Genomic DNA, 13,736 nt, shown 5'->3' on the forward strand with positions numbered 1-13,736 from the left:
CCGGGGCGGGGCTCGGCGGTCTGACCGACCGGTCAGGCCGCGCTGACCTGGAGGAGTGCCCGGACCACCGCGTCAGTGTCGGTCAGGTCCGCCAGGACGATGTCGGCACCTGCCGCTCGGAGCGCCTGTTCGTCGCTGGCGCCGGTGGCCATGGCCACGACGCGAGCGCCACCCCGGTGCCCTGCGTCCACGTCGTGCGGGGTGTCCCCGATCAGAACGGTCGTCGAGGCGTCGAACGTCTCCCCGAACTTCCGTTCCGCACGCTTGCGAGCCAGCCCTACGAGCGGTGGCCGGTCGTCGTGATCAAAGCCGTACGCGCCCACCTCGAAGTCCACGAGGTCGTGCAGGTCGAATGCCGTCATCTTGCAGACGGCGATCGGCTTCATGTTGCCCGTGAGAACCGACTGGATCACGTCGGTCCGGATGGCCAGTTCCGTCAACGCAGCCCGGGCTCCGGGAAGCTCCCGGCCACGTGCCTTGATCTCATGCTGCCGCGCCGTGAACGAAGCGGCCAGGACGTCGGCGAAGGCCGTCACGACCTCGGTGTCGGGGGTGATCCCGTGTAGTCGCAACGTTTCGGCGATGATCGTGCGATCCGTCCTCCCGGCCATGTCCGCGACCCGCTCCATGGGGCGGCCGATGACCTCGCGGAACGCCGTATCGTAGATCTCTCTGCTGAGCCCGCTGATGCTGATCAGCGTGTGGTCGATGTCCCAGAGCACCAGAGTTCGCACGCACGCATGCTAGGCGAGAGACGGCTCAGGCGGTCTCGAGCACCCCGTGGCCCGCAGCGGCGACGCGGTGATCTCGTCGCGCTGCGCCGGATCGGGCGCGTACTGGTCCCAGAACCACTGCATGGTGTCACGACGCAGGAAGAAACCCTCGGCGAACCGCTCGTAGGAGCCGGTGTCGAAGGCGGCGTCGGTGACCGGATAGAACAGCACCTGACCCGCGAGCCGGACATCGCCCTGCTGCTTGGCGGTCAGGGTGAGCGACGCGGCCATGTTCCCGCCGACCGAGTCTCCGGCCACGGCGATACGGCCGGGGTCGAGTCCGTGGTCCGCACCGTGCGTGACGACCCATTGGGCGGCCGTCCACCCCGGTGGTTGGAGAGTGTTCAGTTCCGACGGCGCGCTGACGACGGCCAGCGCGCAGTGGCGGGTGAGTGGATCGCGCCGAGGGCCTGGGGACATCACGGCCAAGAGGATTCCTGCGATGGACAGATGACGAGTTCGCGCAGCTCGCACCCGGGCGGCTGGCAGAGCGCGAACAGGACCGCCTCGGCCACGTCCTCCGGCCGGTTGAGCTTCGCGTCCGGCGGTGGCCTGTACTGCTCGTCCCGGCCGTCGAAGAAGGCGGTGTCCATGCCGCCGGGCACGAGGAGCGTCACGCCGATCCGCCCGGCGGTCTCGACGGCCAGTGCCCTGGTGAAGCCCACGACGCCGAACGTCGCGGCGCAATAGGCGGTGGCGTCACTGACAGCACGCAGTCCGAGAGTGGACGCACAGGTGACCACCCGGCCGTTGCCGGACGCGAGGAGGTAGGGGAGCGTGGCCCGGACCACCGCGACGGTTCCCAGCAGGTTGACCCGTACGACGCGTTCCCAGTCGTCGGCGGGCACGGCGCCGAGCATGCCGCAGGCGTCGATACCGGCGGCCGTGACCACGGCGTCCAGGCCGTCGGCATGGCGGGCGAGAGACTGCACGGCGCGCTCGGCCGCCCGCCGATCGCAGAGGTCGGCCTGGATGTGCTCGACCGCCACCTGCGGCAGGTGCCGATCGAGGATCAGGGGCCGGCCGCCGTTGTCGTGGACCTTCCGCGCCACGGCGGCACCGAGTCCTGAGGCGCCGCCGGTGATGAGAACTCTCATGGCCTGCTTCCCTTCGGCCGCCTCGGAGCATGCCCGTCCCCACTGGTGTCACGTATATGGCATTTGTCGCCATCGGAGACTGCGCTAAACCAATAATTGCGCAAACTTGAAACGTTGCGGGACAGACTCAGCAGTGCGCCCGAAATGGGCAAAACCGCAGGTCAATGGGCATAAATCCCATCGTCTCGGGTATGCGTGAGAAGGCAGCACTCGAGTACCGGTTCAACGCGAGCGCGCACAATTTTCACTCATTCGAAGGGAGCGGTAATGGGCAACAATCAGCCTTCGTTCATTGAGGTACAGAAACACCTCTCCGGAATGGATTATCCGGCGACGCGCGACGAGCTCGTCGATCATGCGAGGAAGAACGGGGCACCTGAGGGCGTCATCGAGTCGCTGCGCAGGCTTCCCGAGCGTCAGTTCGACGGGCCCAACGCCATCAGCAAGGAGATGACCAAGGTCTCCTAGCGGACGTGCCGGCGGTCGGGCCGTTCACGTCACGGGGCGCGAACAACTGCGGGATCACAGAGGAGTGGAGCGGTGAGCTCGCAGTTGTTCGCGCCGGTGTCGGAACTCGGTCACCGCCGCGTCGGTGAATCCCGGGGGTGGCGCGTTCAGTGGCGCCGTTCCCGGCGTGGCCGGACGCACGTGCGGTGGCCGCCGTCGCTCAGCGGCCGGCCGGCGGGAGCCAGAGCCAGCCCCAGGCGCGGGTCTCCTTGCAGGAGACCCGGAGGCGCTGGTAGGCGGCGGGATTGATCAACCCGCCATGCCGGCTGGCATCGCGGTAGAGCCCGTCCGAGACGATCAAACCGAGATCGGCGCCGCTGGTGTTGAAGGCCTTCTTGAAGGCCGCGGCCTCGAGCAGCCGGAACAGGTGCAGAGCGGCATGACCGGCCACCCCGTTGAGATCGCGATGGACCCTTCCGCTGTGCACGGCCGCGCGCAGCCGCAGCCGCCCGGTCTCGCTCGCCAGCCGATTGTGGCGGCGGAGCCCGGCGTGCAGATGGTGGGCCAGGGGATCGAGCAGCGCCTCGGCCGGGACGTCGGGCGGAGTGACGATGAGCACCCCGTCCCCGCGGTCCTCACGGTGGCAGGCCGCCCACGGCAGCCGCGTGATCGAGAAGGCGTCCACGAGGCACTCGTACATCGCCTGGCGCAGGTGGAGCTGGGCGTCGTCGTCCCGGCGATGATCGCCGAACGCGGTGATGTCGACGGCGGCCAGGGTGGTGGGCATGGCGGACCAAAGCCCCTGAGGCGGATGCGCGATCTCGTGGAACCCCTGCCGGACGTCGAGAGGGCGGAGCGGGCGAAGTGCGGAGAACGGCTCGTCGGCCGGGTGCAGGCTCACTTCCGGGCCTCCACGAGCGGGTCCGCCCAGAAGTCGATGAGTTCGTCCACGCCGAGTTCGGCGGGCGGCACGCCGTGCCGCAGTGCGCGGCCGGTGGTCAGCGACCAGATGTTGATGAGCGTGTAACCGATGAGCTCGTCGTCCGAGCGTTGTGGATCGAGCAAGCCTCCTCCCGACTGCGGGCACCCGAGGCGTGGGCGCACAGTGACATGGCGCGCGGTGAGATGGCGCGCGGTGACGTGGGGCCGCGGTGACATGGCGCACGGTGACGTGGGGCGCGGCGATACAGGTCATCGTGGCTCCTTTCGTTTTCGTCATCTATGGAGGGTCTTGTGCTTACGGGCCCACGATGCAGGGTCGGCATGCGGGCAGGTGGTCGGCTCAAACACTTCGGAACGGCTAGGGGCAAGATGGGCCGCCTCCCTTTGGGGGCAGAGCGCGCCCGGGCGAGCCGGGCCATCAGCGCTCGGGAGCGTAGGGCCGCGCGCGGTGGACCTGGCTGATGAGGTCGGCGAGGCTCGGCAGCGAAATCGCATGTTCGGGCAGCGGAGGCGGCGGGGAGATCCCCTCTCGCCGTGTCTCGTGGTGGAGCCTGTCCGACCACCATTGCGCGAGCGGATGCCCGCACTCCGCCGCCCGGCTGAACCAGAAGACGGCACGGGCCGGGTCCTGGCGTTCCATCGACAGAGCGCCGAGTTCGAACGCGGCCCGTGCGTGGCCGTGGCCGACGGCGCGTTCGAGATAGAGCTCGGCGGTCGCGTGGTCGCCCGCGGTCGCGGCCTGGGCGCCCAGCTCATAGGCGAAGGCGGGGGCGACGGCGCGCGGAGAGGGGTGCTCGATGAGCCTGCTGGCCCCTGGATGACCATGGCGCTCGGCCTGCATCAGCCAGGCCAGCGATTCGGTGGGGCGATCGTCCATGCAGAGCAGCAGGCCGAGCCGGAAGCACGCCTCCGGATCCTGGTGGCTCTCGGCGGCTGTGAGCAGGTCGACGCCGTGCCGGCCGTACTGCTTGAAGAAGCGCAGCTCGGACAGCGACGGGCCGCCCGGATCGCCGACGTAGTCCTCCAGCAGCTCGACGATGACGGCCTGGGCGGCGGCCCGCGGTGCGGCGCGCGAACCTGGAGGGGAGTCGCGGTCGTCCGGGCTGTCGCGGGCCGGGGTCCGAGGCTCGACCGTCGGCGCGGCAAGCGGCTCGCACGGTGGCGGGGAGGGGGACGGCGGAGGCGAGGCAGGAGGGGGCGAGGCAGGAGGGGATGGGGCCGGTGGGGACGGGGCTCGCTGGGGCGGGGACTGTGGGTAGGCCGGCCACTCTCCTGGTGGTGACGCCGCTGAGGGACCGCGGCCGGTCCTCGGGTCGGCGTCCTGGTCCGCGTCGGGCGCCTGGGCGGCGTCGGGTTCCTCGTTCGCGGTGGGATTCTCGCCGGTCGCGTAAACCGCCTGCAGCCGCCGGTTCCACTCCGGCAGCGTGCTGCCGCCCGGATCGTGGGGGATCAGGCCCGACTCGGCGGCGTAGCGCTGGCAGGACAGGACGTACGAGGCCACCCAGCTCCACGGCGGGGGCTTCTTCCGGCGGCGATTGAGCACATCGCTCAGCGCGGTGGGCGAGAGCATCTGCAGGTGCCGGTATCGCTTGTCGGAGGTCTCCACGACCTGCCGCGAGACCCGTGCCAGCTCCCTTATGCCCGGCCCGCCACAGGCTCGCCGGAATTCCTCCAGGACCTTGATGAATTCGTCGAGAGCGGCACCGTTCCAGGGTTCATCGATGCTCATTAAGGCTGCCTTTACCGGTTACATGCGAGGTTAGTTGATTTATTCCCCCCACAGTGGTCAATCGTCTCACCCTCCCCACGGCTTCCGCGCGAACCGCCTGTTCTGGAATGTTCCGTGTCGTTCTGGGAGATGAGAAATCCCAGGTGGGAGGCGCGGGACGCCGGTGTTCCGATATGTACCGCACCACCCGGTTGGGGCGGGATGCCGGGCCGAGTGGCAATTGGCCGGTGACCGGCCGAAGTCGAATGTGTCAGGTGACACATTCGGGGTTCGTTAAGGTGGGCGGCGCACAGGTACCTGGTCGATCGGCCGGGCTATTGGTGGTGAGTCCGCCATTTCGCTAACGTAGCGTTAAGGTCGGAAAGATACATGATATAGAGAATTTTCCGGTTACATGGATTTTAGTATGTTTTGAGGTGTTCGCCCCGGTCCTTGGCAGTGGAGCGCGTCTCGACGTCCTCCACGTGATCGAGCTGAGGGACGTCCGGTTCGACCGGGTTCCCGCTCATGGCCGGGCCACCTGGCCGGCATGCCTGTGTGAGGGGAAAAGGGGGCGATATCCTAAATAGTCACGAGTGTCGCGAACACAACTCTCTTACTAGTGTGTCCGTGATGCCTCCCTCGACGCTGGAACAGCGCGCAACGGAACCTCCGACGGAGGCGCCGGCCAGGGCCCGGCTGGCCTGGCTTGACGTCCTGCGCGGCCTGGCGGCGCTGGCGGTGGCACTGCATCACGCGACGTACTACTTCACGCCACGCCTGCGGTATCAGGTCTTCGAGTGGTTCGACCCGGGCAGGTACGGTGTCCTGGTCTTCTTCCTGGTGAGCGGCTATGTGGTTCCCGCCTCGCTGGAGCGGCACGGGCGGGTGCGGGACTTCTGGATCGGCCGGTTCTTCCGTATCCATCCATTGCTGCTGGTGGCGTCCGTCCTGGGCATCGTGCCGTTCATCCTCGGCATCAGAGGACTACGGGCCGGGCTGGAACAGTACGACCCGGTGATCGCGACCCTGGCCCACGTCACGATGTTGCAGGACGTCCTGGCCGTGCCCAACACCCTCAACGTGCTGTGGACGCTGTCGTACGAGATGGTCTTCTACCTGTTGATCGTCGCGCTGTTCGTCACCGGCACGCATCGTCGGTCCGCGCCCATCGCCGCTCTCCTGGTCCTCGCCGCGCTCCTCGGGGGAGCGGTGCTGCCCACCGCGGTGCTGTCGCGCGCCGCGGGAACCGGCCGGGTGGTCGTGATCGCGGCGGTCCTGCTGGCCGTGGCGATCGCCGCCGCCGCGTCGAGCCGGGCGAGGCCACGGACGGCCGGCGGAATCCTCGGGGGAGTCCTCGCGGCCGTGCTCGTCACCGTGAACGGGCGGATCACCCCCTGGGAGGGGCTGGTGATCCTCGCGGTGATGTTCGCCGGCACGGTGGTGTACCGCGCACAGCACGGCCAGATCGGCAAGGGCGCAGCGGCGCTGGGCCTCGCCACCGTACTGGCCGGATCGGTCGCCGCCGGGGTCTGGAGCGCCGCGCGGACCATGCCCCGGCCGGACGCGCACGTCTTCCAGGTCTACTGGACCGGCTCGGTCCTGCTGGCGGCGTTCACCTTCGCCGGTGTCATGGCGCTGAGGCACCGCCGCATGCCGCGCAGCCTGGTCGGCCTCGGTGTGATCAGCTACTCGGTGTACCTGCTGCACCCCGTCCTGTTGATCATCTCTGATCAGCTCGGCGGCACTCCCGAGCGCGACGATGTGCTCAGGCTGGCCGTCTTCGTCTGCGTGCTGGTCATGGTGAGCTGGACGACCCACCGCTGCGTCGAGGCCCCGATGCAGCGCCTCGGCCGGCGCGTGGCCCGCCGGCTCGGCTCGGGCGCAGCGCGTCATGCTCCCCCGAGCGGCGGCGACCGGTCGGCCTCGATCGCGGCCGGGGCGCCCGGAGCGTCCGTCACGCCCGCCGACTGACGAGGACGAGGTCCACTGTCATCTGGGGCGCCCGCTCTCGCGGACCTTTCCGTCTCTCGGGGTATGTCAACAGACAGTGGAAGTCAGGAGGCACCCACGATGTCCGTACAGCTCAACCACACGATCGTCACCGCACGAGACAAGAAGGCGGCAGCCGACTTCATGGCCGACATCCTTGGACTCGAGGTCGGCGCCCCCTTCGGTCCGTTCATCCCCGTCGACACCGGCAACGCGGTCACGCTCTTCTTCCTGGACAGCGACGCGGCCGAGATCGCTTCGGAGCACTACGCGTTCCTGGTGTCCGATGAGGAGTTCGACGGCATCTTCGAACGGATCCGCCAGGCCGGGATCGCCTACTATGCCGACCCCGCTCATCAGGAGCCCGGCCGGATCAACCGCAACGACGGTGGACGTGGCGTCTACTTCGACGACCCGAACGGGCACAATCTCGAGGTCATCACGCGTCCGTACGGAAGCGGCGGGTGAGCGTGCGGTGCCGCACGGGCGGTGGTCGCGCGGCGGGCTCCTCGGCCGGGCCGCCGGGTGCGGGTACGGGCCTGGTACGAGGTCGACCGGTGTCGCTTCAGCGCCGCATGTCGAGATCGTGGAGCGGCGCGATGGGCAGTCTCAGCGCCTCTAGTGCGGCCCGTAACTGATCGCGCTCCTCGACCGTGACGGGCTGGTTGTAGGCGTGCAGCGAACCGATCAGGTCGTCCAGCACCTGCTGCCACTGCCCGCCGCTGGCCGCGATGCTGATGCGCTGCAGCGTGCGGTCCGGCAACCGGTCGGTGAACCGCTCTGGAAGGCGACGGATCGCCAGGGCGAGCTCACGATGCCCCACTCTCACGGTCTCGCAGGTCGACCCACGACGCCCTGGACGCCAAGTTCTGATCAGTAATGAGCGCCGGAGCGTTTGCACCAGCTCATGCCGAGGCATCCCGCACCTCCTGGTCTATCGCGGCCCACCCGCCGTTATCACGATAAGTGTACGCTCCATCGCGCTATGTAGTGAGTCTGGAGGATCCCATGGGACCTGCATGAGCCGGTCCGCTCACCGGTCGCAGCGGTGGCGCGGCCGGGGCCTCCGGTCGCCGGCGAAGATCGACGATGATCCTTGGATCCTGATCGCCGTGCTCAACGTCGGAGGACTGTGAGCACGGGCGTCCTCAGACATCTGGGCATGTGCGCGCCGCCGCGATCAGGCGGCTCGCACCTTCTGTCAGGGGCGGGGATGCCCAACGACGCCGTACGGTCCGGCACCCGCCGGAGCAAGGGCCGCCGGGCCGTACGGCCTCTCCTCGACGCGCCGATCGGCTCAGGCCACCTTGCGCGGCGGGCGTTCCGAGGGCCGGCCACTCCGGTCCTGGTCGTCACCGGCGGTAGCGGGGGCGGGGACGGCCGCGCGGCCAGGGCGCGCAGGGGGGCCGGCCGTACCGGGCTCGGGCCATCGCGCCCGCGACGAGCGCGCGAAGCGGCGGCCCAGCCGCTGCGTGGGCTCCTCGACATAGCGATAGGCCACGGCGCTCGAGACGACCACCATGGTCACGATCACGCCCGCCCAGCCCGCACGCTCCATCACCGACAGTGGCGCCGGATCGCCGGTCAACCGCCGGACGACCTGCAGCGGCAACTGGTGCAGCAGATAGACGGAGTAGCTGATGACACCGAGCCAGGGCAGTGCCCGGGGCATGGCGCGATGGCGCAGTGCGAGCACGACGGCGAAGGTCAGCCAGGCCGCTGCGACGGCGGCGGGCCAACCCCAGGACAGCCTCGGGTGACCGGGCGGCACGCCCCAGCCCGCGGCGAGGCGGACCCCGGCCATGATCGTCAGCGCGGGCACCAGGATGACCACGACCCGGTCCATCGGACGATGGACGGAGCCCCGGTGCCGGAGGCGGTAGATCGAGGTGCCGGCGAACATGGTGGCCATGATCGAGAAGCTTTCGACGGCGCCGACCCGGCTGTTCAGGGCGAGCAGCGCGAGGGCCGTCACGGCGACCACCGCGGCACCCCAGGGACGGAGCCGCGGACGGCCGCTCAGCACTGCCGCCAGCCCGGCGATCAGCAGCACGCTGACCCCCGCGACCGCACCGGCACCCCACGCCGCCGAGATCAGGTACGCCGGCAGCGCGATGCCCAGCGTCAGGGCCGCCGCGCCGAAGCCGAGGGCCGCGCCCGCGCTCGCCCGATGCACGCCCGCGACGAACATCGCCGTGACCAGCAGGTAGAAGGCCATCTCGTACGACAGCGTCCAGAACACGTTGACGACGTTCGGGACTCCGAGCAGGTCCTGCAGCATCGTCACGTGGGCCAGGGCCGACGTCCACGGGCGGTCGGACAGCTGATCCGGCAGCCCCCAGAAGACCTCCGCGAGGGCGAAGAGCAGGCCGATCGCCGCGGCCACCGCCCATAGCGGGTAGAGCCGGAACGCCCGGCCGATCCAGAACTCGCGTACGCTGCCGCGCCGTTCGAGGGACGCGGGGATGACGTACCCGCTCACGATGAAGAAGACGAAGACGCCGTACCTGCCGAAGTCGAACCACGGACTCGCGGTTCGGCGTACCTCGGGCAGCAGCGCGTCCAGCAGGTGCTCGAAGACCACCGCCAGTGCGGCCACGCCGCGCAGTGCGTCGAGCCAGACCAGCCGTTCGCGAGGTCGGTTTTCAGTTCGGGTGGGCGACGCTCCGTTCTGTGCGGGGGCGAGCGAGGCGTCCACGTCCTTTCTGAAGCGCTGGGAGAACGGGCCCCGCGTCCACTTTGACGCCGGCCCGAGATGCTCCCGGAACACCTCCACTCTGTGCCCAGGGACAGTGTGGATCTCACCTCTCGCCTACGAGAGCCGAGTCACACCGCCCTTCGTCAGTCGTCCGGGTCGGGCATCGCGTCCAGGTGCCCTTCGAGCGCGTCGAGGCGTTGCGCCCACATCTCCCGGTAGCGCCGCAGCCACGCGTCGACCTCCATGAGGGGCTCGAGCCGTAGCTCGTAGACCCGCCGCTGCGCGTCGGGACGGATCCGGACCAGCCCGGCCTCACGCAGGACCTTGAGGTGCTTGGACGTCCCCGGCTGGGTGAGGCCGAGTTGTTCGACCAGCTCGCCGACCGGTCGCGGCCGCTCGAGCAGGAGGTCCAGGATGCGGCGGCGGTTCGGTTCGGCCAGGACGGCGAAGGCGGTGGTCACCCGACAATCATAACCGTAGCTGAATATAGCCAACAAGATATATATCCTCCGTGCGGGGCCGCTGACCCGCTGACCCGCCCGCCTGTACTCACCGTTCTCCCCGGGCCGGTGCGTCCGTGAGGGAGGTCCCGAGGAGGGTCGCGGCCGCGGCCCGCGCCCGGTGAGCGATCTCCGGACCGCCGGTGATCGCGGCGGTGGTCATGGCTCCTTCCGCGAGGAGCAGGATCTGATCCACGATCGCCGGGTCGTCGGCGGCGAGGTCACCGGCGAGGCCGGCCAGATAGTCCCGGAACAGCGACTTGTGCTCGCGGACGACGCCGGCGATGAGGTCGTCGGCGGCGCCGAGCTCTCCGAAGGCGTTGATGAAGGCGCAGCCGTGGAAGTCCGGTCCCCGGAACCAGCCCTCCAGCCAGTCGAAAACCGCGAGGAGCCGGTCCGCCGGTCCGGCTGCCGGGCCGGCGGTCTGCGCGGCTACGTGGCCGGCCAGGTCGGCACGCCATCGCTCGTCGCGCCGGCGCAGATAGGCGGCCACGAGGTGCTGCTTGGAGGGATAGAGCCGGTAGAGCCGGGTGAGCGAGACTCCGGCCGTCGAGCGGACCTCGTCGATGCCGACGGCCTGGACACCGCGCGCGTAGAAGAGAGCCTCCGCCGCGTCGAGCAGGCGTTGTACGGCTTCCTCGCGATCCACGCCACCTCCTCGGAACCTCGGGAGAACGAGCGTTCTAGACTATCTTCCAAGGGTAGAACGCACGTTCTGTGTTCTGCCATGGTGTGCGCCGAGGAGGATGCGTGATGACCGGTCGACCGCCCTTTCCGCCGTTCGACGAGGAGACCGCCGCGCAGAAGGTCCAGGCGGCGGAGGACGCGTGGAACACCCGCGACCCACAGCGGGTGTCGCTCGCCTACACGGAGGACTCGGTGTGGCGGAACCGCGATCGCTTCGTCACCGGCCGCGAGGCGATCGTCGCGTTCCTCACTGAGAAGTGGGAGCGCGAGCTGGACTACGCGCTGCGCAAGGAGCTGTGGTCGTTCAGCGGCGACCGGATCGCCGTGCGCTTCCAGTACGAGAGCCATGACGCCGCCGGCCAGTGGTGGCGCAGTTACGGCAACGAGCTGTGGGAGTTCACCGCCGAGGGCCTGATGCGGCGCCGCGAGGCCAGCATCAACGACGTGGCGATCGAGGAGGGCGACCGGCGCATCTTCGGACCTCGCCCGGACGCCGAGCGCGGAGCCTCGATCCCGATCTGGTGAGCGGCCCCGCACTCCGTTCATCGAGATCCGTGATCCGGCGTCCATCGAGATCCGTGACCCGGCGAACGTGCTGCGATGTTAGTTTCGATGAATGACCGACGAGGGCCGGGCGCGCCCCAAACTTGACACGAGCATCGCGCATCCCGCGCGGGTCTATGACTACTGGCTGGGCGGCAAGGACAACTACGCCGCGGACCGCGAAGTGGCCGAACGGGTCCTGGCCATCGTGCCGGAGGCTCCGCGGAGTGTGCGGGCCAACCGGGCGTTCCTCAAGCGGGCGGTACGGCTGACGGCCGAGGCCGGTGTGCGGCAGTTCCTCGACATCGGCTCGGGCCTGCCGACCGCGGAGAACTCCCATGACATCGCCCAGCAGGTGCGGCCGGACGCCCACGTGGTCTACGTCGACAACGACCCGATCGTTCTCGTCCATGGCAACGCGCTGCTGGCCGGGACGGGGTCCACGACGGTCGTCCAGTCCGATGCCCGGGACCCGGAGGCCATCCTGGGTCATCCGGAGGTGCGGCGGCACATCGACTTCGGGCAGCCGGTCGCGGTGCTGCTGCTCGGGGTCCTGCACTTCGTTCCGGACGACCAGGACCCGTACGGGATCGTGGCCCGGCTCGCCAAGGCGATGGTGCCCGGCAGCCATCTCATCCTGTCCCACCTGACCGGCGACTCGGATCCGGAGAACGCGAAGAGGTTCCTCGAGTCGGTCAACCGCGAGGCAAGGGCGGTCGTCCGCACTCGCGAGGAGGTGCAGCGGTTCTTCGACGGATTCGAGCTCCTCGACCCGGGTGTCGTGCCGGTGGATCGGTGGCGGCCCGACGGCCCGGACGCCATGAAGCGCTTCTGGCTGTGGGCGGGCGTCGGGCGCAAGGCGTAGCGTCACCGGGCCTGGCGGCGCCGGGTGGGACGCGGCAGGGTCAGGGCATCAGCGAGGCCGGCAGCACGACCAGCTCCAGGGGAGCGTGGCCGTTGTACTCGAGCCCGTGCTGGTTCCAGAGGACGTCCTCGGGGCGAGGCTGGACGTTTCCGGCCCTGTCGCGCGCGCGTGACATCACCCGGTACTTCCCCGGCTTCACCCCCTGCCACGGCACCTCGAACCGCACCCACATGAAGGGCTCCGGCGCGCTCAGCAGTTTCGCCTCGCGCCACGGGATCTCGGTCGTCCACCGGCCCGGCGCGACGAGCCTGTCGACCTGGACGTCGACGCGGTCGATCGCCCCGGCTCCCGACCAGGCGCGCCCGCGCAGCGTCATGTCGCCGGGCGTGAGCGTGACGTTCTCGTTGAACTCGACGGCGCTGCGGACCCGCCCGGCGGTGGGTCGGACCGGCTCGGGAAAATCGGGACCGGTGAGCACCTGCAGTCTCTGCGGACCCGCGGCCGGGATGCTCCGCTTCGACGCCTCGATATGGCCGAGCCACTTGACCGCGGTGTTGCCGCCCCACCCGGAGAACAGCGCGCGCAGCGGGTAACCGTGGTCGACCGGCAGGTCGGCGCCGTTCATGCGATAGGCCAGGAGCGTGTCGTCCTTGACGGCCTTCTCGAACGGGATGACCTGCGAGTAGTTGACCGTTCTCCCGTCTGGATCCGTGATCTCGTCCAGGCCGGTGAACTTCACGTCGACGCCGTCCCGGGCCCCGGCCGCGGCGAGCACGTCCTTGACCCGTACGCCCGTCCACTCCGCCGCGCTGACCGCGCCGAAGTGCCACTGGGTGAAGCCGATCGGCAGCCAACGGCGGCCGTCGCCCGACGGCGGGAGCGAGGGAAAGAAGACGCGGCAGTTGGCGCCGCAGTCGAGCGTGCGCCGCAGGGTCACGGCCGGGAGCGCCAGCAGGTCCTCGTAGCCGAACGACCGGGGACGGGCGAGCGCGTCGCCGGTGAGCCTGAGCCGCCACGTGCGGCGGTCGATGTCGGGCGGCCGCGCCCTGTTGTGGATGTAGAACCGGTCGTTGGGCACCGTCTCGGCATAGTCCCGCGCCGGGCCCCACTTCATCTCCTCGGAACCGTTGCCACGGTTGACGAAGTAGCGGGACGGCGTCGCCTGGACCACGCGGTCGGCCTCTTCGGCGACCTTGCCCACCTCGCCGGACGGGCGGCTCGCGGTCGTCTCGCCGCGCGCCGCCGCCTCGGCCGCGACGCCCGTGCCGAGGACCAGCGATCCGGCGGTGCCGATCGCCGACGACGTCAGGAACCGGCGGCGTGAGTACAACGCATCGAGAAGGGACTCCAGGACATCGCCCGGCGCGGTCTCCCGGCGGGCCGGTCGGCGATGCGCTGCCATGGCCACTCCCCGTCATGGTCGCAGGACGGGGGGTCGGTCAGCTTTCACCCGTCTTATCTCCGCTCGTGTTCATCCCAAAACG

General features: G+C 69.5%; 16 protein-coding genes. 5 read left to right on the plus strand and 11 right to left on the minus strand.

Going from position 1 to position 13,736, the window contains the following annotated elements; translation table 11 throughout:
* Positions 1–32: 32 nt before the first annotated feature.
* Genes HKK72_RS08050 through HKK72_RS08060 form a run of 3 tightly spaced genes read right to left on the minus strand, consistent with a single transcriptional unit; the run spans position 33 to position 1,870 of the window.
* Positions 33–734 (minus strand): HAD family hydrolase, encoded by a 702-nt coding sequence (locus HKK72_RS08050; RefSeq protein ID WP_187233632.1) that lies wholly within the window; start codon positions 732–734, stop codon positions 33–35.
* Between the two features lie 9 nt (positions 735–743).
* The gene (locus HKK72_RS08055) at positions 744–1,193 is read right to left on the minus strand and encodes an alpha/beta hydrolase fold domain-containing protein (protein WP_187233633.1); all 450 of its coding nucleotides are present in this window, start codon (positions 1,191–1,193) and stop codon (positions 744–746) included.
* Positions 1,193–1,870, minus strand: a complete 678-nt coding sequence (locus HKK72_RS08060; protein WP_187233634.1) for an SDR family oxidoreductase — start codon at positions 1,868–1,870, stop codon at positions 1,193–1,195. The genes HKK72_RS08055 and HKK72_RS08060 overlap by 1 nt, the downstream gene beginning before the upstream one ends.
* 267 nt (positions 1,871–2,137) lie before the next feature.
* Between HKK72_RS08060 and HKK72_RS08065 the strand changes: the two genes are divergently transcribed.
* Positions 2,138–2,338, plus strand: coding sequence for a DUF2795 domain-containing protein (locus tag HKK72_RS08065; protein WP_187233635.1), 201 nt, complete (start codon positions 2,138–2,140; stop codon positions 2,336–2,338).
* A gap of 199 nt (positions 2,339–2,537) precedes the next feature.
* On the opposite strand, the gene HKK72_RS08070 is transcribed toward HKK72_RS08065, so the two are convergent.
* From HKK72_RS08070 to HKK72_RS08085, 3 genes are all read right to left on the minus strand, one after another.
* The gene (locus tag HKK72_RS08070) at positions 2,538–3,218 is read right to left on the minus strand and encodes a hypothetical protein (protein ID WP_187233636.1); all 681 of its coding nucleotides are present in this window, start codon (positions 3,216–3,218) and stop codon (positions 2,538–2,540) included.
* On the minus strand, positions 3,215–3,382 hold the full coding sequence (locus tag HKK72_RS08075) for a hypothetical protein (protein WP_187233637.1): 168 nt from the start codon (positions 3,380–3,382) through the stop codon (positions 3,215–3,217). The genes HKK72_RS08070 and HKK72_RS08075 overlap by 4 nt, the downstream gene beginning before the upstream one ends.
* Before the next feature lie 295 nt (positions 3,383–3,677).
* On the minus strand, positions 3,678–4,988 hold the full coding sequence (locus HKK72_RS08085; protein ID WP_187233639.1) for a tetratricopeptide repeat protein: 1,311 nt from the start codon (positions 4,986–4,988) through the stop codon (positions 3,678–3,680).
* Positions 4,989–5,600: 612 nt separating this feature from the next.
* Between HKK72_RS08085 and HKK72_RS08090 the strand changes: the two genes are divergently transcribed.
* Complete coding sequence (locus HKK72_RS08090; protein ID WP_187233640.1) at positions 5,601–6,941, plus strand: acyltransferase family protein; 1,341 nt, start codon at positions 5,601–5,603, stop codon at positions 6,939–6,941.
* A 99-nt stretch (positions 6,942–7,040) separates the two neighbouring features.
* Positions 7,041–7,427, plus strand: a complete 387-nt coding sequence (locus HKK72_RS08095) for a VOC family protein (RefSeq protein ID WP_187233641.1) — start codon at positions 7,041–7,043, stop codon at positions 7,425–7,427.
* Between the two features lie 97 nt (positions 7,428–7,524).
* Here the strand turns inward: HKK72_RS08095 and HKK72_RS08100 are convergent, their stop codons facing one another.
* The 4 genes from HKK72_RS08100 to HKK72_RS08115 form a co-directional block, all read right to left on the minus strand.
* A complete protein-coding gene (locus tag HKK72_RS08100; RefSeq protein ID WP_222720477.1) occupies positions 7,525–7,788 on the minus strand; it encodes a hypothetical protein in 264 nt (87 codons plus the stop codon).
* Between the two features lie 468 nt (positions 7,789–8,256).
* A complete protein-coding gene (locus tag HKK72_RS08105) occupies positions 8,257–9,657 on the minus strand; it encodes an acyltransferase family protein (protein WP_187233643.1) in 1,401 nt (466 codons plus the stop codon).
* A gap of 143 nt (positions 9,658–9,800) precedes the next feature.
* On the minus strand, positions 9,801–10,118 hold the full coding sequence (locus tag HKK72_RS08110) for an ArsR/SmtB family transcription factor (protein WP_187233644.1): 318 nt from the start codon (positions 10,116–10,118) through the stop codon (positions 9,801–9,803).
* 88 nt (positions 10,119–10,206) lie between these two features.
* Positions 10,207–10,806, minus strand: coding sequence for a TetR/AcrR family transcriptional regulator (locus tag HKK72_RS08115; protein WP_187233645.1), 600 nt, complete (start codon positions 10,804–10,806; stop codon positions 10,207–10,209).
* Between the two features lie 104 nt (positions 10,807–10,910).
* Here HKK72_RS08115 and HKK72_RS08120 point away from each other — a divergent pair, with 104 nt between their 5' ends.
* A complete protein-coding gene (locus HKK72_RS08120; protein ID WP_187233646.1) occupies positions 10,911–11,369 on the plus strand; it encodes a nuclear transport factor 2 family protein in 459 nt (152 codons plus the stop codon).
* A 91-nt stretch (positions 11,370–11,460) separates the two neighbouring features.
* A complete protein-coding gene (locus HKK72_RS08125; protein WP_187233647.1) occupies positions 11,461–12,252 on the plus strand; it encodes an SAM-dependent methyltransferase in 792 nt (263 codons plus the stop codon).
* A 40-nt stretch (positions 12,253–12,292) separates the two neighbouring features.
* On the opposite strand, the gene HKK72_RS08130 is transcribed toward HKK72_RS08125, so the two are convergent.
* Positions 12,293–13,654, minus strand: a complete 1,362-nt coding sequence (locus HKK72_RS08130; RefSeq protein WP_187233648.1) for a molybdopterin-dependent oxidoreductase — start codon at positions 13,652–13,654, stop codon at positions 12,293–12,295.
* Between the last annotated feature and the right edge of the window lie 82 nt (positions 13,655–13,736).

Source organism: Actinomadura sp. HBU206391 (genome assembly GCF_014323665.1).
Taxonomy (GTDB): Bacteria; Actinomycetota; Actinomycetes; order Streptosporangiales; family Streptosporangiaceae; genus Actinomadura_C.